28 protein-coding genes and 1 riboswitch are annotated in these 22,962 nt (G+C 55.7%); of the genes, 20 read left to right on the top strand and 8 right to left on the bottom strand.

Going from position 1 to position 22,962, the window contains the following annotated elements; all coding sequences use genetic code 11:
• The first annotated feature begins 191 nt into the window (after positions 1-191).
• The 17 genes from BUE18_RS03035 (at position 192) to BUE18_RS02960 (ending at position 11,151) form a co-directional block, all read left to right on the top strand.
• Positions 192-557: a Fur family transcriptional regulator gene (locus tag BUE18_RS03035; protein ID WP_244549270.1), complete on the top strand. Its 366-nt coding sequence runs from the start codon at positions 192-194 to the stop codon at positions 555-557.
• Between the two features lie 67 nt (positions 558-624).
• Positions 625-1,200, top strand: a complete 576-nt coding sequence (rbr, locus tag BUE18_RS03030) for a rubrerythrin (RefSeq protein ID WP_073472709.1) — start codon at positions 625-627, stop codon at positions 1,198-1,200.
• 101 nt (positions 1,201-1,301) lie between these two features.
• Positions 1,302-1,676, top strand: coding sequence for a desulfoferrodoxin (locus BUE18_RS03025; protein ID WP_073472707.1), 375 nt, complete (start codon positions 1,302-1,304; stop codon positions 1,674-1,676).
• Between the two features lie 83 nt (positions 1,677-1,759).
• Complete coding sequence (locus tag BUE18_RS27820; protein WP_170868245.1) at positions 1,760-1,915, top strand: rubredoxin-like domain-containing protein; 156 nt, start codon at positions 1,760-1,762, stop codon at positions 1,913-1,915.
• 3 nt (positions 1,916-1,918) lie between these two features.
• Positions 1,919-3,418: a multiheme c-type cytochrome gene (locus BUE18_RS03020; protein WP_073472706.1), complete on the top strand. Its 1,500-nt coding sequence runs from the start codon at positions 1,919-1,921 to the stop codon at positions 3,416-3,418.
• Between the two features lie 11 nt (positions 3,419-3,429).
• Positions 3,430-3,609: a hypothetical protein gene (locus BUE18_RS03015; RefSeq protein ID WP_073472704.1), complete on the top strand. Its 180-nt coding sequence runs from the start codon at positions 3,430-3,432 to the stop codon at positions 3,607-3,609.
• A gap of 21 nt (positions 3,610-3,630) precedes the next feature.
• The gene (locus BUE18_RS03010; RefSeq protein WP_073472702.1) at positions 3,631-3,990 is read left to right on the top strand and encodes a cytochrome c3 family protein; all 360 of its coding nucleotides are present in this window, start codon (positions 3,631-3,633) and stop codon (positions 3,988-3,990) included.
• A gap of 51 nt (positions 3,991-4,041) precedes the next feature.
• Entirely contained in the window at positions 4,042-4,200 is a 159-nt protein-coding gene (gene rd / locus BUE18_RS03005) for a rubredoxin (protein WP_073472700.1), read from the top strand.
• A gap of 80 nt (positions 4,201-4,280) precedes the next feature.
• Positions 4,281-5,474 carry an FprA family A-type flavoprotein gene (locus BUE18_RS03000; RefSeq protein WP_073472699.1) on the top strand — a complete coding sequence of 398 codons (1,194 nt, stop codon included), beginning with the start codon at positions 4,281-4,283 and terminating at the stop codon, positions 5,472-5,474.
• On the top strand, positions 5,474-5,665 hold the full coding sequence (locus BUE18_RS02995; protein WP_073472697.1) for a ferredoxin: 192 nt from the start codon (positions 5,474-5,476) through the stop codon (positions 5,663-5,665). The genes BUE18_RS03000 and BUE18_RS02995 overlap by 1 nt, the downstream gene beginning before the upstream one ends.
• Positions 5,666-5,674: 9 nt before the next feature.
• On the top strand, positions 5,675-6,025 hold the full coding sequence (locus tag BUE18_RS02990; protein ID WP_073472695.1) for a cytoplasmic protein: 351 nt from the start codon (positions 5,675-5,677) through the stop codon (positions 6,023-6,025).
• An 85-nt stretch (positions 6,026-6,110) separates the two neighbouring features.
• A complete protein-coding gene (locus tag BUE18_RS02985) occupies positions 6,111-6,812 on the top strand; it encodes a DVU0298 family protein (protein WP_073472693.1) in 702 nt (233 codons plus the stop codon).
• On the top strand, positions 6,809-7,528 hold the full coding sequence (gene sfsA, locus BUE18_RS02980) for a DNA/RNA nuclease SfsA (protein ID WP_073472692.1): 720 nt from the start codon (positions 6,809-6,811) through the stop codon (positions 7,526-7,528). The genes BUE18_RS02985 and sfsA overlap by 4 nt, the downstream gene beginning before the upstream one ends.
• Before the next feature lie 110 nt (positions 7,529-7,638).
• Positions 7,639-7,869, top strand: a complete 231-nt coding sequence (locus BUE18_RS02975; RefSeq protein WP_073472690.1) for a hypothetical protein — start codon at positions 7,639-7,641, stop codon at positions 7,867-7,869.
• Positions 7,870-7,997: 128 nt separating this feature from the next.
• Complete coding sequence (cooS, locus tag BUE18_RS02970) at positions 7,998-9,968, top strand: anaerobic carbon-monoxide dehydrogenase catalytic subunit (protein WP_073472688.1); 1,971 nt, start codon at positions 7,998-8,000, stop codon at positions 9,966-9,968.
• A 116-nt stretch (positions 9,969-10,084) separates the two neighbouring features.
• Entirely contained in the window at positions 10,085-10,519 is a 435-nt protein-coding gene (locus BUE18_RS02965) for a flavodoxin domain-containing protein (protein WP_073472686.1), read from the top strand.
• A gap of 269 nt (positions 10,520-10,788) precedes the next feature.
• Positions 10,789-11,151 carry a DVU0772 family protein gene (locus BUE18_RS02960; protein WP_073472684.1) on the top strand — a complete coding sequence of 121 codons (363 nt, stop codon included), beginning with the start codon at positions 10,789-10,791 and terminating at the stop codon, positions 11,149-11,151.
• A gap of 347 nt (positions 11,152-11,498) precedes the next feature.
• Here BUE18_RS02960 and BUE18_RS02955 read toward each other — a convergent pair whose 3' ends face one another.
• Positions 11,499-12,779, bottom strand: coding sequence for an HDOD domain-containing protein (locus tag BUE18_RS02955; protein ID WP_073472683.1), 1,281 nt, complete (start codon positions 12,777-12,779; stop codon positions 11,499-11,501).
• A gap of 497 nt (positions 12,780-13,276) precedes the next feature.
• Here BUE18_RS02955 and BUE18_RS02945 point away from each other — a divergent pair, with 497 nt between their 5' ends.
• The gene (locus BUE18_RS02945; RefSeq protein WP_073472679.1) at positions 13,277-14,035 is read left to right on the top strand and encodes a metal ABC transporter ATP-binding protein; all 759 of its coding nucleotides are present in this window, start codon (positions 13,277-13,279) and stop codon (positions 14,033-14,035) included.
• On the top strand, positions 14,028-14,876 hold the full coding sequence (locus BUE18_RS02940; protein ID WP_073472677.1) for a metal ABC transporter permease: 849 nt from the start codon (positions 14,028-14,030) through the stop codon (positions 14,874-14,876). Before BUE18_RS02945 ends, BUE18_RS02940 begins: the two co-directional genes overlap by 8 nt.
• Before the next feature lie 334 nt (positions 14,877-15,210).
• Here BUE18_RS02940 and BUE18_RS02935 read toward each other — a convergent pair whose 3' ends face one another.
• The 5 genes from BUE18_RS02935 to BUE18_RS02915 form a co-directional block, all read right to left on the bottom strand.
• Positions 15,211-15,459, bottom strand: coding sequence for an FmdB family zinc ribbon protein (locus BUE18_RS02935; protein WP_073472675.1), 249 nt, complete (start codon positions 15,457-15,459; stop codon positions 15,211-15,213).
• 2 nt (positions 15,460-15,461) lie between these two features.
• Positions 15,462-15,902 carry an iron-sulfur cluster assembly scaffold protein gene (locus tag BUE18_RS02930; RefSeq protein ID WP_073472673.1) on the bottom strand — a complete coding sequence of 147 codons (441 nt, stop codon included), beginning with the start codon at positions 15,900-15,902 and terminating at the stop codon, positions 15,462-15,464.
• A 207-nt stretch (positions 15,903-16,109) separates the two neighbouring features.
• On the bottom strand, positions 16,110-17,282 hold the full coding sequence (locus BUE18_RS02925; protein WP_073472671.1) for an MFS transporter: 1,173 nt from the start codon (positions 17,280-17,282) through the stop codon (positions 16,110-16,112).
• Between the two features lie 193 nt (positions 17,283-17,475).
• Entirely contained in the window at positions 17,476-18,822 is a 1,347-nt protein-coding gene (locus tag BUE18_RS02920; protein WP_073472669.1) for a phosphomannomutase/phosphoglucomutase, read from the bottom strand.
• A 52-nt stretch (positions 18,823-18,874) separates the two neighbouring features.
• Positions 18,875-19,705: an undecaprenyl-diphosphate phosphatase gene (locus BUE18_RS02915; RefSeq protein WP_073472667.1), complete on the bottom strand. Its 831-nt coding sequence runs from the start codon at positions 19,703-19,705 to the stop codon at positions 18,875-18,877.
• A gap of 612 nt (positions 19,706-20,317) precedes the next feature.
• Here BUE18_RS02915 and BUE18_RS02910 point away from each other — a divergent pair.
• Positions 20,318-21,298: an arylsulfotransferase family protein gene (locus BUE18_RS02910; RefSeq protein WP_170868244.1), complete on the top strand. Its 981-nt coding sequence runs from the start codon at positions 20,318-20,320 to the stop codon at positions 21,296-21,298.
• Between the two features lie 76 nt (positions 21,299-21,374).
• On the opposite strand, the gene thiE is transcribed toward BUE18_RS02910, so the two are convergent.
• Both thiE and BUE18_RS02900 read right to left on the bottom strand, forming a co-directional pair.
• Complete coding sequence (gene thiE, locus BUE18_RS02905) at positions 21,375-22,001, bottom strand: thiamine phosphate synthase (protein WP_073472663.1); 627 nt, start codon at positions 21,999-22,001, stop codon at positions 21,375-21,377.
• Positions 21,994-22,764, bottom strand: coding sequence for a sulfide-dependent adenosine diphosphate thiazole synthase (locus BUE18_RS02900; protein WP_073472661.1), 771 nt, complete (start codon positions 22,762-22,764; stop codon positions 21,994-21,996). The genes thiE and BUE18_RS02900 overlap by 8 nt, the downstream gene beginning before the upstream one ends.
• A 56-nt stretch (positions 22,765-22,820) precedes the next feature.
• A riboswitch (TPP riboswitch) is annotated at positions 22,821-22,921 on the bottom strand.
• Between the last annotated feature and the right edge of the window lie 41 nt (positions 22,922-22,962).

The following is a 22,962-nucleotide window of genomic DNA, read 5'->3' as shown; positions in this document are numbered from 1 at the left end:
GACGGGGGAATCGTACCTAGGTTTTTCAGGTAAATGCATTACCCAGCGCAGCTATGATGAGTGTCGCAGGCCTTGAAAAACCATCTTTTTAGGAGCTTTGAAAAAAAGCTCTTGACTTTTAGGAATAATTACTATTATTATTCTCAACCATGAACGCAAGCAATCACACATATCGCCCCGAGCCCCTGCGCATGACCAATCAGCGCAAAGGCATCCTGGAGGAAGTCCAAAAGGCCAGGCAGCATCTTACGGCGGATGAGGTTTATGAACTGGTGCGGAAAAAGCAGCCAAGGATCAGCCTGTCCACCGTATACCGCAACTTGGAAAAGATGGCGGACGCCGGCATTCTGGCCCGGCTGGAGCTTTCCGGGAATCAAAGGCGGTATGACTGGAACACGGACATGCACCACCATGCGCGTTGCGTGCGTTGCGGCGCGGTGCGCGACGTCCCAGTGGATGCAGGCGTGGAGCTTGATCTTGGAAGCCAGGCGATTAACGGCTTCGCCGTTTCCGGCTTTCGTTTGGAGTTTAAGGGCATTTGCGAGAAGTGCAGATAGGCGTTGGCCGCCGGCATGCTGCATGAACTCAACCGATTAAAAAAATCTTTGAAGGAGGATAGCAACCATGGCGTCATTAAAAGGCACTAAAACCGAAAAAAATATTTTGACCGCATTTTCCGGCGAATCCCAGGCAAGGAACCGTTACACCTATTTCGCCAGCAAGGCTAAAAAGGAAGGTTACGTGCAGATTTCCGCTGTTTTCGAGGAAACCGCCGCCCAGGAGAAAGAGCACGCCAAGCGCCTGTTCAAGTTTTTGGAAGGGGGCGAAGTGGAGATCACGGGTTCTTTTCCGGCGGGCGTCATCGGCTCCACCCTGGAGAACCTGAAGGAGGCCGCCGCGGGCGAAAACCATGAGCATACTTCCATGTATCCCGAATACGCCAATATCGCTCGGGAAGAAGGGTTCAATGAAGTCGCGGACGTGATGATGGCCATCGCCGTGGCTGAAAAGCAGCATGAAAAAAGATACCTGGACCTGGCCGCCAACATCGAGGCCGGCAGGGTTTTCAAGCGTGACGCCGCCGTCACTTGGCGTTGCCGCAACTGCGGATACCTGCATGAAGGAAACGAAGCCCCGACAGTATGTCCTGCATGCGCCCATCCCCAGGCCCACTTCGAGCTTCTGGGCGAAAACTGGTAACCGTCAACCATTGATTGCGCCCGCATTCCTTCGAAAGGCGGAGGCTTTAACGGCGCGCCAAACTTATGGAAAAGCAAACCAACTCAACAGGAGGTTAAAAAATGGCTGAAAGACTTCAGATCTACAAATGTGAAGCATGCGGAAACATCGTGGAAGTGTTGACCGGCGGCGCCGGCGAACTGGTATGCTGCGGCGCTCCCATGAAGCTCTTTACGGAAAACACTGTGGACGCCGCCAAGGAAAAGCATGTGCCTGTGGTGGAAAAGACCGCCGACGGCGTCAAGGTGACGGTCGGCTCCGTGGCCCATCCCATGGAAGACAAGCACTACATCGAATGGATCGAGGTCATCGTGGACGGCAAGGCCTATCGCGAGTTCCTGTCCCCCGGCCAAGCGCCCGAAGCCTCCTTCTGCGTGCCGGACGGAGACATTACCGTGCGGGAATACTGTAACATCCACGGGCTCTGGAAAGCCTAAGGAACCGTCGTCCCATACAGCGTAAAACCGCCCCGCTTTACTCCCTTGCCGGGGTAGAGCGGGGCTTTGATAAGGAGGCTCAAATGGCTACTTGGAGATGCTCCAACTGCGGTTATCAAATGGAACAGGACGCACCGCCCAACGAGTGCCCGTCCTGCAAGCAAAAATGTGAATTTTTGGACGCGTCCTGCTATACGCCGGATTGCCAGGATACTCAGACGGACGACCGGATTAAATAGGCCATGGCCCGACGCATTGACATGTGGAAAAAGGGCCTGATTCCGGCGGTTTTGGCCGCTGGAATGCTTGTCTTTAATTCCGGCGCTTTGGCGCAAGCGCCTCCCTTGAGCGAGGCCACGGAAGGCTGCCTGATGTGCCATGAGGAGGCCACCCCGGGAATCGTGGCCGATTGGAGAAACAGCCTCCACGCCAAGACGTCCTTTACCATGGCCGCCGGCGCCCCGGAGAAGTCCCGGAAGGTTTCCTCCCAGGCGCCGGAAGGCGAGCTGGCCGAGGTCGCTGTGGGATGCGCGGAGTGCCACACCTTGAACCCGGACACCCACAAGGACACGTTCGACCATGAGGGTTTTCAGGTTCACATCGTGGTGTCGCCCAAGGACTGCGCCGTCTGCCACGCCCGGCAGACCGACGAGTACAGCCGGAATAAGATGGGGAACGCTCACAGGATTCTGGTGGACAACCCCTTATACATGACCATGGTGAACGCCATCAACGGCCCGCCGGTCATCAAGGAAGGCAAGCCCGTGACTACGGCGGCGGACGATCTTACCAACGCGGAATCCTGCCTGGCCTGCCATGGGACCGAGGTGAAGGTTAACGGGACCCAGGTGCGCGAGACGGATTTCGGGGATCTGGAGTTCCCGGTTTTGGAAGGCTGGCCCAGCCAGGGCGTGGGCAGGATCAACCCGGATATGAGCGCGGGCGCGTGCACGGCCTGCCACCCCCGCCACGGGTTTGACATGGCCACGGCGCGCAAGCCGTACACATGCTCCCAATGCCACAAGGGGCCCGACGCCCCGGCGTACAGCATTTATTCGGTGAGCAAGCACGGCAACATCCAGGCGAGTCAGGACAAAGATTGGGACTACACCCAAAAGCCCTGGGTCGCGGGACGCGATTTTAACGCCCCGACTTGCGCGGTCTGCCATGCCAGCGGCGTGGAGGACGAGTTTGGAAACGTGCTGGCCGAGTCCACGCATCAGATGAACGACCGGCTGCCCTGGCGGCTTTTCGGGGTGATCTATTCCCATCCCCAGCCTAAAAAAGCGGATACCACCGTCATCCGCAACAAGGAAGGGCAGCCCATGGCGACCAGCCTGGACGGGGAATGGGCCAAGGATTACCTGATTGACGAAGCCGCCCGGGAGGAAAGAAAGAACGCTATGCTTGGGGTGTGTGCAGGCTGTCACAGCCGCCAGTGGTCGGAAGGCCATTGGGAGCGCATGGAAAACACCCTCAAAACCTCGGACGCGATGGTCAAGGCGGCTACGGACCTCATGGAGGAAGCCTGGAGCAAAGAGTACGCTCAGGCGGACAATCTCTTTGACGAATCCATTGAACGCAAATGGATGCTCCAGTGGCTGTTCTACGCCAACTCCACCAGAAAGGCCTCCGCCATGGCCGGGGCTGATTATGGGGTCTTTGCAGGCGGACGCTGGGACATGTCCAAAAATCTGGCGGACATGGCCCAATGGCTTGAAACGCAGAAAAAGTCTCAGTAGGGAGGTTTAAAATGGCCAAAGAAAGATATCAGATCAAATCGGAATGCCCGGAATGCGGGTGCGGCCTTATTTGCAACATGACGCCGGACGAGTTTAGAAAAAAATATGGTGACACCGACGGCAAAGTTAGGGTTAACTGTGACAAGTGCGGTAAGGATCATGAAGGCTGCGTGATTCACGAAACCGAATAACAGTTAACTAAAGGGATCACCATGAAAATCAGAACGTTTGCTTTGGGCGCCCTATGTGCGATATTGGCTGCAACAGGCCTAATGATTACGGCCGGCCCGGCTGTCTCGCAAAACCCGGGCGCCGCGCAAATGACGCTTCACGGAGGAAAGACCGGGGACGTCCCCTTTCCCCACGGCCAGCATCAGACCGTCCTGGGAAAATGCGACGCATGCCACGGCATGTTTCCCCAGGAGAAGGGCGTAATTGACAAGAAAAAGGAGGACGGCTCGCTTAAATCCAAAGCGGTCATGAACCAATGCACGGGCTGTCATAAAGAAATGAAAAAGGCGGGCGAAAAAACCGGCCCCACCTCGTGCAGGGGCTGCCACCAGAAAAATTAGGGAAAAAGCCGATTTTACCGGCGATACAAGACCACTGAAAGGAGAATCATTATGGATAGATGGGTATGTACGGTTTGCGGTTATGTTTACGATCCTGCGGACGGGGATCCGGACAACGGCGTAGCCGCGGGCACGGCTTGGGAAGATGTGCCCGATGATTGGGAATGCCCGGTCTGCGGCGCATCCAAAGACGATTTTGAAAAAGAGTAACACCCTGTTTGTCAGGTTTTTTCAGGGCGCCGGTTATGCCCGGCGCCTTTACTAATTCGGAGGGATAAGGACACAGAAACATGAAGCCCTTAGAAATAGCAAAAGATATTTATTGGGTCGGAGCCATTGACTGGAACATACGGGATTTCCATGGATATTCCACGTACCAGGGAACCACGTACAACGCCTTTTTGATCGTTGACGAAAAGATCACCCTGATCGATGCGGTCAAGGAAGAATTCACCAACGACATGTTCAGCCGGATCAGTCAGGTTGTGGATCCCTCCAAAATTGACATCGTCATATCCAATCATACTGAAATGGACCACTCCGGCGGCCTTCCCAAGGTCATGCATCGCCTAAGCAAGGACACGCCCCTTTATTGCTCCAATAACGGCATGAAGAATTTAAAGGCGCATTTTCATCAGGAGTGGAACTTCCAGCCCGTGAAAAGCGGAGACGAGTTGTCTCTGGGCAAACGCACCCTGTCCTTTTTGGAAACCCGGATGCTCCACTGGCCGGACAGCATGTTCACCTATCTGCCCTCGGACAAGATTCTGTTCTCCAGCGACGCATTCGGCCAGCATTACGCCAGCCTGGAGCGCTTTGACGACGAAGTGGGCGAAATGATCATGCCGCACGCCGCCAAATATTACGCCAACATCCTGCTGCCTTTCTCCCAACTGGTGACCAAGCTGGTGGACCAGGTGACGGAAATGGGCCTGGAAATAGACATGATCTGCCCGGACCACGGCATCTTGTGGCGCAAGGATCCCGGCAAAATCATCCAGGCATACGCCGAGTGGGCCAAGCAGACGCCCAAAAAGAAAGCCGTGGTGGTGTACGACACCATGTGGCACAGCACGGAAAAAATGGCGGACGCAATGGTGGAGGCTTTCAAGGATCTTGGCATCGAAGCCCGGGTCATGCATATTCGCTCCTGCCATCGCAGCGAGATCATGACTGAAGTCATGGACGCAGGCGCCGTGGTGGTGGGCTCCCCCACCATCAACAACAACATGTTCCCGACCGTGGCGGACTTTTTGACCTACATGAAGGGCCTCAAACCCAAGAACAAGGTCGGGGGCGCCTTCGGATCCTACGGCTGGAGCGGCGAGGCCGCCAAGCAGGTGAACGCGGAGTTGGAAGCCATCGGCTTTGAACTGCCCAACGATCCCCTGCGCGTCCAGTACATCCCGGACGGCGACAGCCTGCAGGCGTGCTACGCATTAGGCGAACAGATCGGCCAGACATTGTTGAAAAAGGTGGAATAATGAAAGTTCCGGTCGTGGATAACAGTACGTGCGTGGATTGCGAAGGCTGCATCGAAGTATGCCCCGAGGTGTTTTTTAGAAATAACGCCGGCATGATCCAGGTGAAAGACCTGGATTCCTATCCCGAAGAATGCGTGGACGAGGCCATCAAGTACTGCCCGTCGGACTGCATTACCTGGGAGGACGAATAGGAGAGAGCCATGGAGCAAAAGATTGTTTTGTTCGCATTCAGGGACGACCCCATGTGCTTTGTCCATGTGCTTTTATACGCCTTGGACTATGAGGCCAAAGGCTGGGAATCCAAAATCGTGGTGGAAGGCGCCGCGACCAAGCTCATCCCAGATCTGGCCGTGGAAGGCGCGCCGCGCCATTCGTTGTACAAAAGGGTTTTGGACAAAGGCCTTTTCGCCGGGGCGTGCAAAGCGTGCTCCCAGCAGATGAAGGTCTTGGAAGAAGTCAAGGCGACGGGCCTGGAACTGCTGGACGACATGGCGGGCCACCCGTCCATGTCCGCATTTCAGGAGCAGGGCTACACCGTCGTCACATTCTGATTTGTTTTATTCAAGCCCCGCCCTTTTTCACAAATCGGCGGGGCTTTTGTTTCCTATTTCGCTAAGACCCTATCAAGGAGCAGGCATGGCGGAAAAACGGACCGGAAGAAGGGCGTTAAAAAAACAGGTCCTGGAGATTTTGTCCCAGGAGTCCCCGGACCAGGCCCTGGCTCGAATATTGCAGCTTCCATGGAAGCAGGCGGTCAATCCGCTCATAGGGCTTTTATGCCATCAGGACGAAAAAATCCGGTGGCGGGCCGTTACGGCCCTGGGACGCCTGGTTCCGGCCATGGCCGAGTCCCGCATGGAGGACGCCCGGGAAATCATGCGCCGCTTCATGTGGCAGATGAACGAGGAGTCCGGAGGCATTGGATGGGGCGTGCCCGAAGCCATGGCCGAAGTCATGGCGAATCACCCCGGCCTGGCCAGGGAATTCGCCAAAATCGTGGTCTCCTACGTGGACGAAGACCAATGCTTTCTGGAGCACGACGTTTTCCGGCGAGGCGCCGTGTGGGGCGTGGGACGAATCGCCCAGGTCCACCCGAAGCTGGTGCAGGATGCGGGACCGGCCCTGGCGACCCTTTTGGACTGCCCGGATGCTCCGAATCAAGGCCTGGCCGCCTGGGCCGTCGGCAATATGGGTTACGCCCCGGCTGCGGATAAGCTCCGCGCCATGACGGATGACAAAACCATGACGCCTTTGTTCCTGGACGGAGAGTTAACCCAGGCGAGCGTAGGCGATCTGGCCCGGCAAGCCCTGAAAAAATTGGAGGCCGCTGCATCGTGAAAAAGGATAAAGGCGCCCTCCCCTGGCCCAAGCTCATTCAAGGGACCCTTTTACGGCGGTATAAACGCTTTATCGCCGACGTGGAGTTGGAGGACGGAACCGTGGTATCCGCCCATTGCCCCAATTCCGGCAGAATGACCGGCTGCTCGGACCCCGGCAGCCCGGTATGGATTTCTCCGGCCTCCAACCCCAAACGCAAACTCAAGTACACCCTCGAAATGATTAAAATGCCGGACTCCCTCGTCGGAATCAATACGGGAGTCCCCAATAAACTGGTGGCAAAAGCCATTGAGGATCAGGTGATCCCCGAACTTTCAGGATACGGCGGGCTGCGTATGGAAGTCCCGTACGGAGCCAACTCCCGCGTGGACATCATGCTTTCGGAGGAAGGCCGGCGGGATTGCCTGGTGGAAGTGAAAAACTGCACCCTGGTGGAAGACCGCCGGGCCATGTTCCCGGATGCAGTCACGGCCAGGGGCCTCAAACACCTGGAGGAGTTGGAGAAGGCATTGTCTCAAAATAAACGCAGCGTTATGTTCTTTCTCATTCAGCGAATGGACGCCGACGTCTTTGCACCTGCTGACCACATCGATCCGGCCTACGGGGCCGCCCTGCGCCGGGTTTGCGCCAACGGCGTGGAAGCCCTGGCCTGGGACGTTGACATGGACCTGAATTCCCTGCGCCTCAACCGGCCGCTGCCCTGCGATTTATCTTAACAAGCCTGCTGCATTTGAGTTGACAAGCCCCGCTCCTGTGTTAGATTATTGATAATGAGTCTCATTATTGAAACAGGCCCTTGGCGGCCCGATCAACTAAGGAGGCTGTTATGGAAAACTTTGAATACGATGTCACCTTTTACCCCCAGGACGCCTTTTCCAGGGTGGTTGCTTTCTGCAACGAGTCCGGGGGCTGTACTTTGGACAAAGTACCGGAAACGCAATGGTCCGCCCTGACCGCCGTCCTTAACGAGAAAGGGGCTCAAGGATGGGAGTTGGTTCAGGTTGGATTCGGCAAAGATGGATGCATGGCCATTTGGAAACGGCGTAGGCAGGAGTAGGAGCCTGCACGCTCATTTTCACGGTAAGGCGATTAGTTGCAGGAAGGCTTGAATGGGTTGGCTCGCTGTATGGGAAATAGGCATGCCGCCCTGTACTGATCCCCCCAGTAATATGCAAGGAGGATTGCATGGGAGAGACTAAGGAGCTGAAGAAAAAATTGACGCCTGCACGCGACTGCACCACTTGCGAGGCCACTGCGCAAATGATTGACAAGGCCCGCAGGGACGGGGTGGAGCTCGTGTTCGATAGGGCTGCGAGCATGAAGCCGTGTCCTATCGGCGCTGATTCAGCGTGTTGCAAACACTGTTCTATGGGGCCCTGCCGGTTGAACGCCAAGGATCCTTACGGAAAGGTCGGCGTTTGCGGCGCCACCATAGACACCATTCAAGCCCGAAACTTTGCGCGCATGGTCGCGTCGGGCGCCGCAGCCCATACAGACCACGGCATGAGCATTCTCCATTTGTTCGGAGAAGTGGTCAAGGGTCACAACAAGGACTACCAAATCAAGGACATCCAGAAGCTCCTCCAGGTCGCCGAGACTCTGGAGATTGAAACCGACGGCAGGGAGTACAATGACATCGGCCTGGATATTTACGAGGAGCTGATGAAAACCTACACCCTGGTGGAAGGGGAATTTCCCTTTGCCAAGGCCGTTCCGGAAAAAACCCTGGAAACCTGGCGCAAACAGGGCATCGTGCCCCGCGGGGCCATGCGCGAGATCATGGAAATCATGCACCGCACCCACATGGGCGTGGACCAGGATTACGAAAACATTGTCAACCAATGCAGCCGTACGGCGCTCTCCGACGGTTGGGGCGGCTCCATGGTGGCTACGGAGATTTCCGACATTATGTTCGGCACTCCCAGGCCTGTCATGGCGGAAGTGAACATGGGCGTTTTAAAGGAAGACCATGTGAACATCATCGTTCACGGCCACGAACCCAACCTGTTTGAGTCCATCATGGTTTCCACCAGCGACGCCACCATGGTTGAAGCGGCCAAGGCGGCCGGCGCCAAGGGCATTAACCTGGTTGGCATGTGCTGCTCGGGCGCGGAAATGATGTCCCGCCACGGCGTGCCCCACGCGGGCAACTTCATGTCCACCGAAGCCGTACTGGTAACCGGAGCCGTGGACGCCATGGCCGTAGACGTCCAGTGCATCAAGCAGGGTTTGGGCAAGGTGGCGGACTGCTACGGCACGGAGCTTTTCACCACCAACCCCCGTTGCCATATCGAAGGGGTAAAGCACATTGAGTTTGATGAAGACAATCCCATGGCTTGCACCGACGAAGTGGTGATCAAGGCCATCTCCCGTTTTAAGAGCAGAAAGGGAGATATCCAGATTCCCAAAAACAAAAACATAGGCATCCATGGATTTTCCAAGGAATACATCGGCTACATGCTGGGCGGAACCTTCCGGGAATCCTACGTGCCCCTGAACGAAAACATCATCAATGGTCGCATCCGCGGCGTGGCCGGCGTGGTGGGCTGCACCCAGCCCAGGACCAAGCAGGATTACATGCACGTGGAGCTGGTCAAGGAACTCATCAAGAACGACGTTTTGGTGCTCCAGACCGGATGCTCCCAGATCGCTTTGGCAAAGGCCGGGTTGCTCATTCCCGAGGCGGCGCACCTTGCCGGAGACGGACTGGCCGAAGTTTGCGAAACCGTTGGCATGCCGCCCATTCTTGGCTTGGGCTCCTGCGTGGACAACAGCCGTATTTTGACCGCAGCCAGCGAAATGGTGCGGACCGGCGGCCTGGGCCACTCCATTGCAGACCTGCCTGCCGCAGGCGCCGCGCCCGAATGGATGAGCGAGAAAGCCATATCCATCGGCCATTACTTTGTGGCCTCCGGCGTGTACACGGTGTTTGGGACCACCTTCCCCATCACCGAAGGCACCAAATTCCACAAGCACCTTTTTGAAGAGCTTGAGGAAATGGGCATGGGCAAATGGGGATTTTCCAACGACCCCATTGAGATGGCCCACATGATGATCGCCCACATCGACAAGAAGCGTAAGCAACTGGGCATTGACAAGGCCCGGGAGCGCGTCCTCATGGACATGGCGGACCGCCAGAAACTTGACGTCGCGTAAACGGAATTTCATCCGGGGGCTTCCTTGGGGAGCCCCCGGCTAAAACCCATAACATTGTGGTTGGAGCATCAAATAAACGAACCTGAACATCCGGGCTGCAGAAGAGGAGAATACGCATGAAAAGGGGATTGGTTGTTTATACCACACGGACAAAAGATACGGAAAAGATAGCGAACCTGGTTGCTGAAGGAATGCGCTTCGGAGGCATGGAAGCCAAGGTTTTGAACGTCAAGGACGTGAAGAACGAGCAGGACCTGGACGGATACGACGCCTATGCTTTCGGCGCGCCCACGTACCACGGAGAAATGCTCCAGGCCATGAAGACCTTTTTGTTCCTGGCTGAAAAAGCCGACCTGGCGGGAAAGATCGGCGGCGCTTTCGGCGCTTTCGGCTGGAGCGGCGAGTCCCCGGACCGCATTTTCGACACCATGAAGAATATTTTCAAGATGGACATGGTTTCCCAGTCCCTGCGTCTGAAAAATGCAGACCTGGGCGGCGGAGTGGCCATGGCCCAGGATTACGGCCGCGACATGGCAAAAAAGGCGGGGTGATATAACTCGCTGAAAATATATCGACCTGCAGAGGAACTCAAGGCCGGGACGCCGGCTTGAATACAAGCCCCATTTGGGCGCAGTTCTCCTTGCTCCAGGCGGCTAAGCCGCCGCCGCGGACCGGTTAGGCCCTATTTGGCCGGTCCGCGGCTTAAGAGGTTGTTTTGCCGGACCGATATAGTAATGAGAACTATTAAACCCTCTGCATCCTCTCCGAGGAAAAGGGGAGTATAAAAAGCACAATGAATAAAAAACCAAGGAGGCGCCCTATGATGCAACTGGAAGATATTAAAGCCAACAACGACCTGCTGAATAAAATCGACTGGGACATGACCCCCGAAGAAGCCGTCCGGCTTTACCTGGAATGGGGCAACAACTGGGCCATGGCCAAGCGCTACGTCATTCGCTCCGTGGACGACGAGACCCATTATTTCGTCGTGTACAACTGGGAGGAGGAACCCTACATCCTGCTCATCCGCCGCGATTCCTCGGAGGCCGAGGAGCTGGCCAGGATCGAGCTTCCCAAGGAGATTCAGGAAGTGTTTCGCGAATCCGTGGGCGGCAACCACGGCGTATACGCCGTGGAGGGCGAAGTGCGGGACTGGCTCAAGAACAGGCTTTACGACGCGTAATATGTTTCGGCCGGCGGAAAATCGGCTGCCGCCGGCCGGAATTCATCCCCGGTCACTCCGGAAATTTTTGCAAGGCGGCGTCGGCCCGTGGCGCTGCAAAAAAGGCGATCCGTCATTTCGGCGGGCCGCCTTTTTTTTGATCACATCACTCAACAGAATAACGCCTGCCGCCTCTATTTCAAAAACCGGCTCAAAAATCGCTTTCATGTTGGGTTCGAAGTCCCCATTCTTTATTGGCGGTTGGAAAAAATTCCTCAGGACTTCTTAACCCAACAAATGCAGGCCATTGCCAGCAAATCCCTATGGCATCAAGCCAGGGATTGTTCCGCCGATAATGAAGATTTTTGCTATGCCTGGATGGTTTCCCTGGCTTTTTCAACGGCTTCCTGGATATTGTTCATGATGTGGTTCATTTCCAGGGTTTCCAGGCCCAGGAGTTGGACTGCGTTCCGGTCGATTTTGTAGGGATTTGCAGGCATTCCCAAGTCCGCCGCGCAGACGTGGGCCATGGCGTCGGCCAAATGAACGATGGAGGCCAGGGTCTTGTGTTTCGTATTTCCCGGCTTGTGATGGTGCATGACCGCTTCGGTCATGTGGTCGGGGACCTTCCAGGAACTGCAAATCTGGGAGGCGATTTCCGCATGGTTCCAGCCGAGCAGTTCCTTCTCCGCCTCATAGGAGAGCTGCTTATTGGCAATCATACGGTCGAACTCCGCTTTTTCCTCCAGAACGAATTTGTCCAGGACCAGCTTGCCGGCGTCATGAATCAGGCCCGCTGCAAAGGCGTCTTCAGCCAGTTTTGGGCATACTTTTTCGGCGATGATCTTGGCGCCCATGCCCACGGCGATGGTGTGCCACCACATTTCTTCGCCCGTGAATCCGTATCCCATATAGTCCCTGTTTGCGAACACTGACATGGACGCCATGGATATGATTTCCGACAAGGTTTTGCGGCCCAGAACCACAATGGCTCTATCGATGGAGGCGACCTTGCACGCCAGGCCGTAATACGGAGAGTTGACCAGCCTGAGAATCCGGGCGGCGATGCCCTGGTCTTTTTCCAGGATTTCTCCTAACTGGCGGAGGTTGGAACTGGGATCAGCCATGACCTTTTGGGCCTTTTGGATGACAGACGGCATGGGGGGGAGCACCCGGACGCTGTTGGCGATGCGTTTTTTCATACGATTTGCATCCACGGCCTGCCTGGCGGGATAAAAGGACTCCAGGGAAACCGGGGCGTCCTCATAGGCAAAGCTGCCTGATCTCCAATGGAGCAGCTCTTCCATGGTTCTGTCTGTCAGAGCCTTTATTTCCGTATGCAGATCCTTGGGTTCAATCAAATGCTTGTCCACCAGAGCTTGGCCTAAAATGACCTTCTTTTGCCTGGCGTGAGTCACGGCCATCCTGAGGTTATCCTCTGAAATCAGGCCCCGTTTTCTTAATAACAAGCCTAGCCTTGCCTGGGATTTGGGGCCGGAGGCGTAAACCGCCTGTCCGTCCTTGAAAAATATAATCACGGTCTGAGCGTTGTCGGAAAACCGCAACACGCCGGTTCGTTTTGTCTGGGACAGAGTATCTATAAGGTGCGGAAGAGATCCCGGCTTGGAGAAATTTCCTTCAATCTGCATTTTTCTTTCCTTAAAATGTGGGAGAAGCGTTTTTATTGGTTCTTTTTCCAATTTCGGAATAATGCCCCTTAAGGTTTAGCAGGAATCCATAAATATTTGAGCCGGGGATAAAAATTGCAAAGTTGTGCAGAATTATGCGCTATGTTAATATGTTTTGTTTGGATATAAACCTCGTCGGGAGGCCGGCCCCTTGCAATCCCAGGTGAAAATTGTATATTGCCCGGGCGATTCCATTAAGCCGGCGTTCGGTCTGGCTGATACAGCCAGCCGGACTGTGTATGTCAGCCGGGACCTGCCCGGGCCTGTGAAGGACTTCGTTCTTAAGCACGAGCTTTTTCACATAAAGGATCGGCGCGGTTTTTGGTTTTGGCGAGAGGCCAAGGCCAATATGGCGGCGGGCTTTGAACATCCCCTGGGCTTCTGCTGGTGCGCGCTGATGAGTTTACAGCCATACAGGCTTCGATTTTATTTGCGCCGTTTTATAAAGGGCTTTTGATATGAGCATCGACTACGACATCGAGTTAGATGGCGTAACATTTGGATATACCCGCCAACCGGTATTGAACAACGTGCGCCTGCAGGTGGAGAAAGGCGAGTTCGCCAGCATTGTGGGGCCTAACGGAGGCGGAAAAACCACCTTGCTGAAACTCATGCTGGGACTGCTGAAACCGGACGCCGGCTCCATTACCATGTTGGGTACGACGCCTGAAAAGGCCCGGCTGAAAATAGGCTACATGCCTCAATACTCCCACCTGGACCCCCAATTTCCCGTGACCGTCATGGACGTGGTGCTCATGGGGCGTATGCGCAAAGGCGCCATGCTATGGCATTCCAAAAAAGACAGGGATGCGGCCATGGAATGCCTGGAGGAGGTTCAATTAAGCCCAATGGCCCACCATATGTACAGCGCCCTTTCCGGCGGCCAAAAGCAGCGGGTGCTCATCGCCCGGGCTTTGGCGTGCAAGCCTGAGCTGCTCCTGCTGGACGAGCCCACCTCCAACGTGGACCCGGAAGTGCAGCAAAGCCTGTTTGACATGCTTCAAAAATTGAACGAAAAAATGACCATCCTCCTGGTATCCCACGATCTGGGTTTCGTCTCCCAGGTGGTGAAAAGCGTGATCTGCGTCAGCCGGGAGCTGGTGGTGCATCCCACCAGCGAATTGAACGGCACCCTGATCAAGGAAATCTACGGCGGAGACTGCCGCCTGGTCAGGCACGATCACCGGTGCAGTGAGGGAGGGCATTGCCATGATTGAGTTCACCCAGGCCTTGATGAACCCGGACAACGCCTTTTTGCGACTCGCCTTCATCGTAGGCGGACTGGCCAGCGTGCCTTTCGGCATCATGGGCGCCTATGTGGTCACCCGAAGGATCAGCTATCTGGCCGGCGCTATTTCCCATTGCGTGTTCGGAGGCATCGGCCTGGGCCTGTATCTCCAAAACAAGATGGGCTTGCAGTGGTTCGACCCCATGTACGGGGCGGTGGGAGCGGCTTTGCTGGCCGCGGTCATCATCGGCGCGGTCTCCTTGTACGCCAAACAGCGGGAGGATACGGTTATCGGCGCCTTATGGGCCGTGGGCATGGCCTCGGGCCTGCTGTTTGTGGACGTTACGCCGGGATATTTTGACATCTCCAGCTATCTTTTCGGGGACATCCTTCTCATCTCCACCCAGGACGTATGGATGGTTCTGGGTTTGAACGTCCTGGTGGTGGGCTTGTCCCTGTGGTTCTACAACCGGCTCCTGGCCGTGTGCTTTGACGAGGAGTTCTCCGCCCTCAGGGGCATTCCCGTGGGCGCGGTTTACATGCTCTTGCTGTGCCTGACCGCCCTGACCGTTGTGCTTCTGGTGCGGGTGGTGGGCATTGTCATGGTGATTGCGCTTTTGACCATCCCGGCCGCCGTGGCCAGCCAGTTCGCCAAACGCTTGTGGCAGACCATGGTCATGGCCGTAGTCTTTTGCCTGGCATTCACCTGGACCGGCCTTGGCGTGAGCTATCATTTCAGCCTGTCCAGCGGACCCACGATCATCGTCATTGCCGGCCTGACCTATCTGGCCGTGGTTTCCGGCGCACGGTTTGTCGGCAAGAGAAGTTAAAGGCGGCGCATTTTTTTGGGGTCCGTGTCATTGGAAGCGGTTTCAGGTGCGCAACCATTATACGCAACATTCTTAATTTCAAATAGTTATATAGCATTCCCACGCGAAGCATGGGAAATAGGGCAAACAGGCGCCCTCGTGGAACGAAGCAGCGCTGCGCGGCTTGCCGCGCCATTCTATAGGGTGGTTCAGGCTTGATTGGTTGATGATGCAATCCTGGCGCACAGCTTGTTGCGCATTTAGGGAGCCAGCCCAGCGCATCGGGATTCCTGCAAACACAAAGGCCGGCCCCCTTTAAAGGGACCGGCCTTGTTGTATTCTTGAACGGCTTGTATCAGGCTTTGCCGCAGCAGCTTCCGGGGCCTGCGCAGCCGGCGTGGCCGGGGGCGGAGCCGCAGCAAGCGGTGTCTCCGGGGCCGGGCATGGCGCCAGTGGAGGCGCCGGCAAAGCTGGAATGGGCGGAAAGGAGCTTTTTCAGGTTCTGACTTCCGCAGCTTCCGCATTTTGGCGATTCATCCGAATTAAAGATCAATAATTCAAACTGGCTGCCGCAATCCTGGCATTGGAACTCAAAAACCGGCATGGTCATCCCTCCTTGTGATTATTACCCTTTTGGTATTCTTCAATGGCGTTTTGAAGCGTTTTTACCGTCAATTGAATGCAGTGCTGCTTTTGGTCGGGAATGTTTTCCAGTTCCTTAAAGATGACGCCTTCCGTGATTTCCTTTGCCTCCTCCAGGGTTTTTCCCTTGGCCATATCCATGGCCACCATGGCGGAGGAAATGGCGCCGGGACAGCCAAGCACCTGAATTTTGGCGTCCTGGATCTTGTCGTCTTCGATCTTGAGGAAAACCTTCATGGTGTCTCCGCAAGGGCCGGTCAGCTCGGTGATCTGGTTTGCTTCGTCCAGCTTGCCCATGCCTTTGCGTTCCGTATAATACTTAATGGCTTTATCAGAGTAGCCTGAAGATTGCAGCATTTCCTTTACGGCTTCTGCATCATAGTTTTGTAAAATGTCGCTTCCCATAGTTCGTTCCTTTAATCCATACTCTCATCCAAAAAGTTATCAAAGCGTCTATGAGGTTCAGGGCGCTCCGTATAAAAGCGCCGCCGAATTGACGCGTATTCTTTCACCCCGTCTTCCATGCCATTAATGCCGGTTTCAATCAAGGTCTAACTGCAAAAATGTTCCTTTTGAGAACAATAAAAGTCCGGCTTCAGGAAAAGGCGGAGGCTAACCAGCCTTTTGTTTGCCGTCCTTAATCGACGTCCATATAAAAACCAGGGTTCCCAAAATCGCCAAGACCGCGCTTGCCGTAAAGGCCGCGGACAGGGAGAACATGTCCATAAGCACGCCCGCCGCCACGGAGCCCGCAAGCATGCCCAGGCTGTGGCCTATGGTGAGCAGGGCCATGACCGAGCCCATGGCTCTTTCCTTATGCCCTTCAATGACGCAAATGGCGGTGAGGGCGGGCACCACAATGCCGCCGCCGATTCCAAAGGCCATGTTGCTGGCGAACAGATGCCAGAATCCGTCGGCGAAGGTGAAGGAATACACCGCAGCGGAAATCATAAGGCTGCCGATCACGCACAAGAGCCGTTTATCCACCCGGTCGGCCAGCCAGCCCATGGGCGTGGTAAGCACGCCGGAGGTTAAAACGCCCAGCATAATCAGGAATCCGATGGCGCTGGAAGACAGGTTAAAATGAGCGTCGGCGTACACCGGCAAAAAGCCCCAGATGGCCCCGATGCAAAAGGTGTAAGTGGTCCTTAACAGGACCGCGCCCATGATGCCGGCGTTTTTAACCAGGATCCTGTATGTCACCGGCTCCCGGCCCCTTTCCAGACGGGGTTCTTCCTTGACCGGGGGCAGAAAGTACTGGGCCATCAAAAAAGCCAGCAATGACAATACTCCCATGCACGCAAAGGCGGTTTGCAGGCCGAAGTGATCGTTCACCACCCCGCCCAGTATGGGGCCCAAAGACAGGCTGCTGTACATGGAGATATTGAACAGGCCCATGAAAAATCCTTCCCGGCCTTGAGGGGCTATCTCTCCAATGTAGGCCTGGCATACGGGAAGAATCATGGCCGAGGCAATGCCCTGGATAAACCGGATGACCACCAATTGAGTCACGCCGTGGGAAAACATGAAGGCGATGGACACCAGGGAGTAGGCGAACAGGCCAATGGTGATGAAGGGCTTGCGGCCCAACATGTCCGAACGCTTGCCGAAATAAGGCAGGAACAGAATGCGGGAAAGCGAGAACGAACCGAAAATCATGCCAACCATGAAGCCGGACGCGCCCAGATGATTGGCGTAGACCGGCAGGAGAGGCACGACGATTCCCACCCCTGTTACGGACGTAAAAATGCTGAAGAACAGGGTGATAAAAATTTTACGGTTCATAAAACTTCCTGTAGCGCCTAGTTGATTTCAGGGGACGCGATGTTTATCTCAGGCGTCATACATGGCGAGTTTCAAAATTTGCAGGAGATAAGTTCATGTCCCCAGAAATCGTAAACGCCATTAACGCATGCGCCCGCCTAGTATTTTCACCCCAAAAAAAACCTGGCGTAAAACGCCTTCCCCCTCCCCCTCTTTATCCTCGGATTTCGGCCACCACGGATTCCACGTACTGTCTGATTTCAGCCAGGCGCTTTTGGGACAAGGCCTCGAAGCGTAAAACCAAAACCGGCTGGGTGTTGGAAGCTCTCACAAGTCCCCAGCCGTCATCAAATATAATACGCGCTCCGTCAATATCAATGACCTCATGGCGGGAACGGAAATATTCCGTGACCTTCTCCACCACGCCGAACTTGACGTCCTCGGGGCATTCCACGCGTATTTCCGGGGTGTTATAGGTCTTGGGCAGGTCTGAAAGGAGCTCCGACATTTTTCCGCCGGAGTCGGCCAGGATTTCCAAAAGCCTGCACGCGGCGTAAGAGGCGTCATCAAAGCCCAGGTATCTGTCGGCAAAAAACATATGGCCGCTCATCTCGCCGGCAAGCTCGGCGTTCTCCTCCTTCATCTTGGCGCGAATCAGGGAATGGCCGGTTTTCCACATAATAGCCTTGCCGCCGCGTTTGTTGATGTCGTCATACATGGTCTGGGAGCATTTGACCTCGGAGATGAATACGGCCCCGGGCTTGCGGGTGAGAATTTCCCGGGCGAAAAGAGTCATCAACTGATCGCCGAAAATCATGGCGCCGGTTTCGTCCACCACGCCGATGCGGTCTCCGTCCCCGTCAAAGCCTATTCCTATATCCAGGCCTTTTTCCCGGACCAGGGCGGCCAAATCCTCCATATTGGCCATGACCGTGGGATCGGGCTCGTGGTTGGGAAAGGCGCCGTCCATATCGCAGTAGATGTCGTGCACTTCGCAGCCCAGGGCTTTCAGCAATGGGACGGCTATCACGCCGGCCGTGCCGTTGCCTGCGTCCACGCCGACTTTCAAGGGTTTGGCGATCGATATATTGTTGACGACATATTCCTGATAGGCGGGCTTGACCTCCACGTCCTGATTGGATCCTTCGCCCGATTCGAAATCCCGGTTATCCAGCAAAGCCAGAAGGCTGCGGATTTCCTGGCCGTGAATGGAGTCCGTGCCGCTGCTTAACTTGAATCCGTTATACTCCGGCGGGTTGTGGCTGGCCGTGACCATGACTCCGCCTTCTGCGTTCAGGTGATGGATGGCGAAGCTGAGCAACGGCGTGGGGCACACCCCGATATCCAAGAGGTCGCAGCCTGCGTCCATAAGCCCCTGGGCGGCCCGCGCCGACAAAGAGGGCGAGGACACGCGGCAATCGCGGCCCAGGACGATTTTGCGGTTTCCCTTTCGGATTAACAGGGTCCCAATGGCCCTGCCCAGATCATAAACGTTTTCCTCCGTAAGATCTTCGCCTGCAATTCCTCGAATATCGTACTCCCTGAACATTTGCGGATTCATGCAAAACCTCCAAAAATGATAATAGCATCAAGTTATATTTTTTTCCGGAAAGCTATATGAAATTGGCGACCAATACGGTTGCGCCCACCAGCCAGCAATAGGGGGCGAACCACCACAGGCTGCCCTTGCGCACAATGGCCAACAGCCATTTGAGGGCGGCCAGACCAGTGAGTGCGGAAACGATTCCTCCCAGCAACAGCATGGAAACCGGAGGATGAGCCGCGGCGCCGGCGTCCGCAACTTCCAGAATGAGCGCAGCCGCAATAGCGGGTATGGACAGCAGAAAAGAATAGCGGGCGGCTACCTCTCTGTCTACGCCTAAAAACAAAGCCGCGCAAATGGTGGAGCCTGAGCGGGATATGCCGGGCAGGATGGCCAGCCCCTGGACGGTTCCAACGGTCAGGGCGTTTCCCCAGGTTACCTTGGGCAATAGTTTGCCCTCGGCCCTGACATAGCGCGTGGCCCAAAGCAGGGCGCCTGTGATCAAGAGCATGGCCCCGGCCAGGACCGGAGACGCAAAGAGCTTGTCCGCAATTTTGTGAAAACCCATGCCGATGAATCCGGTGGGAATGGTTCCGATGATGATGAGCAGGGCCATGCGGGCGTCCTGGTCATCGGCCCAGACCTGGGCCATGGCGGCCCTGCCTTTGAGGACGGCTGCGCAAAAACGGAAGAGGCCTTTGGCGGCCTCAAGAATTTGGGGATAAAACACCCAGAGTACGGCTGCCAGGGTGCCCACATGCAGGCAGATGTCCAGCAGCAGCTCCGGTTCCTCCATGCCCATGAGTCCTTGGAAAAGGACCAGATGCCCGGAGCTGCTAACGGGCAGAAATTCCGTCAAACCTTGAATAACGCCTAATAAAACCACTTCAAGCCAATGCAAGGAGGTTCTCCTTTCAAATAGAAATTAGCATCTTAGGGGGCGTCCCCCGAGCAGTGCAGATGCTTTATCGTTTTTTGGGCGTTTGGGCAACCATTGTCTTCTCCGCAGCATTATCTTGTTCCAATGCAGGACGGCTTGCCGGATTGACAGTGAATTTTCTGGGTGGTAGGCTCCGGCAAATCAAATCAGGCTCCCACTGGAAAGGACATTGCTTGCATGAGGCGCTTTGATGCTTCAAAATTCCTGTTTTTCACGGCTTCAATCATTATCATCCTTGGTTTTACTTTTGTCTCAGGGCTTTATTTGGGAGGACATAAATCGCCTCTTTATATGGCCGTGTTGGACGTAAAGCATCAGATTGAGGAGTCCTTTGCCACGCTTTTTGGCGAACTTCCCACTCTGACAAAAACCAGCCCGCACCAGTTTCTGCAGCCGGCCAAATATGAAGGGGAAGGAGTCACCATTAACCACCCGGATAATGATAACCATGAATTTATATTTATGACGGGTTTTTTTGATGGAGGGAACGAAATCCGGCTCATCAAAAGGGACGGCAGTTTTGTTAACAGGTGGCCCATCAGGTTTTCGGAGATATATGAGGATGACAGCCACATGCTGCAGCCGCCGGCCACGGATTGGAATATCGATATACACGGCGCCGTCGCTTTGCCGGACGGATCGGTTGTATTCAACATGGTGCACGCAGGACTCGTCAAGCTGGATCGGAACGGCAATGTCGTTTGGAAATTGTACAAGGACACCCATCACTCCGTGGAGATAGCTGAAGACGGCGGATTTTGGGTCTGCAGCACCCGGTATTACGACGCAGACAGCGCATCCCCTCTCCCCCCTTTTGAAACTCCCTGCCGGGAAGACACGGCATTAAGGGTTTCCGGCGATGGTAAACTCTTGCAGGAAATCTCCATCCCCAAGCTGTTTTTGGATAATGGGCTTGAAACGATTTTGACCGCCAACGGATGCAGTTTTGACCTGGATGCCTGGTTGGACGATGAAATCGTCCATTTGAACAAGGTAGCCGAGTTGTCCAGGGATTCGGCGAAGAACTTTCCTCTGTTCGAGCCCCACGATCTGGCTATTTCCATCCGCGGATATAACCTTCTCGCGGTTTTCTCGCCCAGCACAAAAAAAATCAAATGGTGGAAAATCGGCCCCTGGCGGCGGCAGCACGACCCGGAGTTCAGCCCTGACGGCTCCATTGTTCTGTTCAACAACAACATATACCGCGATGTTTTCGGGCGTCCCCCCCATGCATCGGAAAGCCGTCCGGACATCCCTCGAGTAACCAACATCATGGCATGCAATCCCGTGACCGACCAATGCAAGGTTCTGTATGGCGGCGTTAAGGGGCAGGAATTTCTATCTGTCATCCGGGGCAAGGTGGAATTGACAGCCCGCAACGGATTGCTCATCACGGAATATGAGGGAGGGCGCGTGTTTGAAACCGACGCGGAAGGCCGCATCGTGTGGGAATACATCAACCGCTACGACGAAAACAGAGTGACTGAAATCACCGGCGCCCGGATTTATCCGGCCGAATATTTTTCGGAAACGGATTGGGGAGCCGAGGGCTAATAAATCCTTCGGTATGAGGCCAATTGCAACCAACTCATGCAGGCGGCCCCAGGTTCAGGGCCGCCTGCAAGCAGCGTTATGATTTGTATTTCCGCCAGATATCCATGAGGTTTGCGATGGCGGATTCCGGGTCCTGGGACTGGTTGACGGCCCGGACCACGGAAAAATTCTCCGCGCCGTGCTCCAAAACCTGGGGCAGGTTATCCGGGTTGATCCCGCCGATGGCCACGCAGGAAAGAGGCGATCCCTTGATGATCCGGCCCATGGCTTCCAGGCCCACCGTCGGGTCGGGCTTGTCCTTGGTGGGGGTGGGGAATACCGGTCCCACGCCGATGTAGCTGGGCTTCAAGTCCCGGGCGGCCAGCTCCTGCTCCACGCCGTGGGTGGACAGGCCGAACAGCTTGCCCGGCGCCGTCCATAACCTTCTGGCCTCCTCCAGGCTCATGTCCTCCTGGCCCAAATGCACGCCGTCCGCGTTCGCCTCCTTGGCGATGTCCACATGATCATTGACTATGAAAAGAGTGTCCGAACCTTTCGTGATTTCCCGGAGGCGCAGGGCTTTTTCCAGGATTTCCTCCCTGGGCTCGTTTTTCATGCGCAGTTGGAGATATCGCAGGCCCTGGTTGACGGCGGCCCGGGCGCAGGCCTCGTACCCGGCGATGGGATTGGTCAGGATCAGGTACAAACCGTACGGCTTATCCATCGATATCCTCCAGGATCATCCTGGCCACCTTGCGGCCGCTCATGAACATGCCGCCGAAAATGGGGCCCATGCGGAACCCGCCGCTGGCGTTGTTGGCGGCCATGCCCGAGACGTACAGGCCGGGATACAGGCGTTTGGTGTTTTCCACGGTGGAAGCCTCGCCCAGCTCCATCCACATGGGCTTCTCGCCCATGATCTTGCCCGTGGGGGTGTCGATTTTGATGCCCGCCTTGCGGGTGGCCAGGTCGGTGATTTCTCCGGGATGGCCGGTGCCGTCCAGGACGGCCTTGGCCATGACCACCAGGGGGTCCACGTGCATGCCCAGGCGCTCCACGGGAGTCCAGTTGACCACCACGCCGCAGATCCGGCCTTCGCGGCAGACCACGTCTTCCACGGACACGGCGTTGTTAATCATGACGCCGGCCTTTTTTGCGCCGAAAATCAGGCCCGAGGCCACTTCCACGGAGTCCGCGGTGTACAGGCCGTCTCCCGCGCTTTTATAGGAGATGTTGAAGTCCTCCAAAATGTGCAGGGCTTCCTCCTGGATGACGATTTCGTTGAACAGCATGCCGCCGCCCCACACGCCGCCGCCGGGCGCCAAAAGGCGTTCGAAGATGGCGACCTTTTTGCCTTCCTTGGCGAGCGCTGTGGCCGCCACCAGGCCGGAAGGGCCGGCGCCCACGATGGCCAGATCCACTTCCAGGAAATTCTGCAGTTTTTCAAAGTAGGTCCTTACGATTGCCGATGTGATTCTTTCTTCCATGATTCCTCCGAAAAAGTAAAAAAGGCGACTCCCGAATCCGGGAGCCGCCTTAATACTCTTTCGTGCACATGGTTCCCTAGCGCCGGCATTACCCGGATCAGGTTCAGTGGGTATAATCTCAGCCCGAATTTCTCTTCGGGCACCCCAACCATCATTTCGGTGTGGTATAGCCTGAAAAAGCCGCCATGTAAAGGGATT

This window comes from Desulfatibacillum alkenivorans DSM 16219 (genome assembly GCF_900142135.1).
GTDB lineage: Bacteria > Desulfobacterota > Desulfobacteria > Desulfobacterales > Desulfatibacillaceae > Desulfatibacillum > Desulfatibacillum alkenivorans.
This window is presented reverse-complemented; position numbering and strand designations above follow the sequence as displayed.

Excerpts from the sequence above, each read along its gene's own strand:
- BUE18_RS03035 (WP_244549270.1), top strand. The coding sequence starts at position 192 with ATGACCAATCAGCGCAAAGGCATCCTGGAGGAAGTCCAAAAGGCCAGG.
- rbr (WP_073472709.1), top strand. The coding sequence starts at position 625 with ATGGCGTCATTAAAAGGCACTAAAACCGAAAAAAATATTTTGACCGCA.
- BUE18_RS03025 (WP_073472707.1), top strand. The coding sequence starts at position 1,302 with ATGGCTGAAAGACTTCAGATCTACAAATGTGAAGCATGCGGAAACATC.
- BUE18_RS27820 (WP_170868245.1), top strand. The coding sequence starts at position 1,760 with ATGGCTACTTGGAGATGCTCCAACTGCGGTTATCAAATGGAACAGGAC.
- BUE18_RS03020 (WP_073472706.1), top strand. The coding sequence starts at position 1,919 with ATGGCCCGACGCATTGACATGTGGAAAAAGGGCCTGATTCCGGCGGTT.
- BUE18_RS03015 (WP_073472704.1), top strand. The coding sequence starts at position 3,430 with ATGGCCAAAGAAAGATATCAGATCAAATCGGAATGCCCGGAATGCGGG.
- BUE18_RS03010 (WP_073472702.1), top strand. The coding sequence starts at position 3,631 with ATGAAAATCAGAACGTTTGCTTTGGGCGCCCTATGTGCGATATTGGCT.
- rd (WP_073472700.1), top strand. The coding sequence starts at position 4,042 with ATGGATAGATGGGTATGTACGGTTTGCGGTTATGTTTACGATCCTGCG.
- BUE18_RS03000 (WP_073472699.1), top strand. The coding sequence starts at position 4,281 with ATGAAGCCCTTAGAAATAGCAAAAGATATTTATTGGGTCGGAGCCATT.
- BUE18_RS02995 (WP_073472697.1), top strand. The coding sequence starts at position 5,474 with ATGAAAGTTCCGGTCGTGGATAACAGTACGTGCGTGGATTGCGAAGGC.
- BUE18_RS02990 (WP_073472695.1), top strand. The coding sequence starts at position 5,675 with ATGGAGCAAAAGATTGTTTTGTTCGCATTCAGGGACGACCCCATGTGC.
- BUE18_RS02985 (WP_073472693.1), top strand. The coding sequence starts at position 6,111 with ATGGCGGAAAAACGGACCGGAAGAAGGGCGTTAAAAAAACAGGTCCTG.
- BUE18_RS02975 (WP_073472690.1), top strand. The coding sequence starts at position 7,639 with ATGGAAAACTTTGAATACGATGTCACCTTTTACCCCCAGGACGCCTTT.
- cooS (WP_073472688.1), top strand. The coding sequence starts at position 7,998 with ATGGGAGAGACTAAGGAGCTGAAGAAAAAATTGACGCCTGCACGCGAC.
- BUE18_RS02965 (WP_073472686.1), top strand. The coding sequence starts at position 10,085 with ATGAAAAGGGGATTGGTTGTTTATACCACACGGACAAAAGATACGGAA.
- BUE18_RS02960 (WP_073472684.1), top strand. The coding sequence starts at position 10,789 with ATGATGCAACTGGAAGATATTAAAGCCAACAACGACCTGCTGAATAAA.
- BUE18_RS02955 (WP_073472683.1), bottom strand. The coding sequence starts at position 12,779 with ATGCAGATTGAAGGAAATTTCTCCAAGCCGGGATCTCTTCCGCACCTT.
- BUE18_RS02945 (WP_073472679.1), top strand. The coding sequence starts at position 13,277 with ATGAGCATCGACTACGACATCGAGTTAGATGGCGTAACATTTGGATAT.
- BUE18_RS02940 (WP_073472677.1), top strand. The coding sequence starts at position 14,028 with ATGATTGAGTTCACCCAGGCCTTGATGAACCCGGACAACGCCTTTTTG.
- BUE18_RS02935 (WP_073472675.1), bottom strand. The coding sequence starts at position 15,459 with ATGCCGGTTTTTGAGTTCCAATGCCAGGATTGCGGCAGCCAGTTTGAA.
- BUE18_RS02930 (WP_073472673.1), bottom strand. The coding sequence starts at position 15,902 with ATGGGAAGCGACATTTTACAAAACTATGATGCAGAAGCCGTAAAGGAA.
- BUE18_RS02925 (WP_073472671.1), bottom strand. The coding sequence starts at position 17,282 with ATGAACCGTAAAATTTTTATCACCCTGTTCTTCAGCATTTTTACGTCC.
- BUE18_RS02920 (WP_073472669.1), bottom strand. The coding sequence starts at position 18,822 with ATGAATCCGCAAATGTTCAGGGAGTACGATATTCGAGGAATTGCAGGC.
- BUE18_RS02910 (WP_170868244.1), top strand. The coding sequence starts at position 20,318 with ATGCTGCAGCCGCCGGCCACGGATTGGAATATCGATATACACGGCGCC.
- thiE (WP_073472663.1), bottom strand. The coding sequence starts at position 22,001 with ATGGATAAGCCGTACGGTTTGTACCTGATCCTGACCAATCCCATCGCC.
- BUE18_RS02900 (WP_073472661.1), bottom strand. The coding sequence starts at position 22,764 with ATGGAAGAAAGAATCACATCGGCAATCGTAAGGACCTACTTTGAAAAA.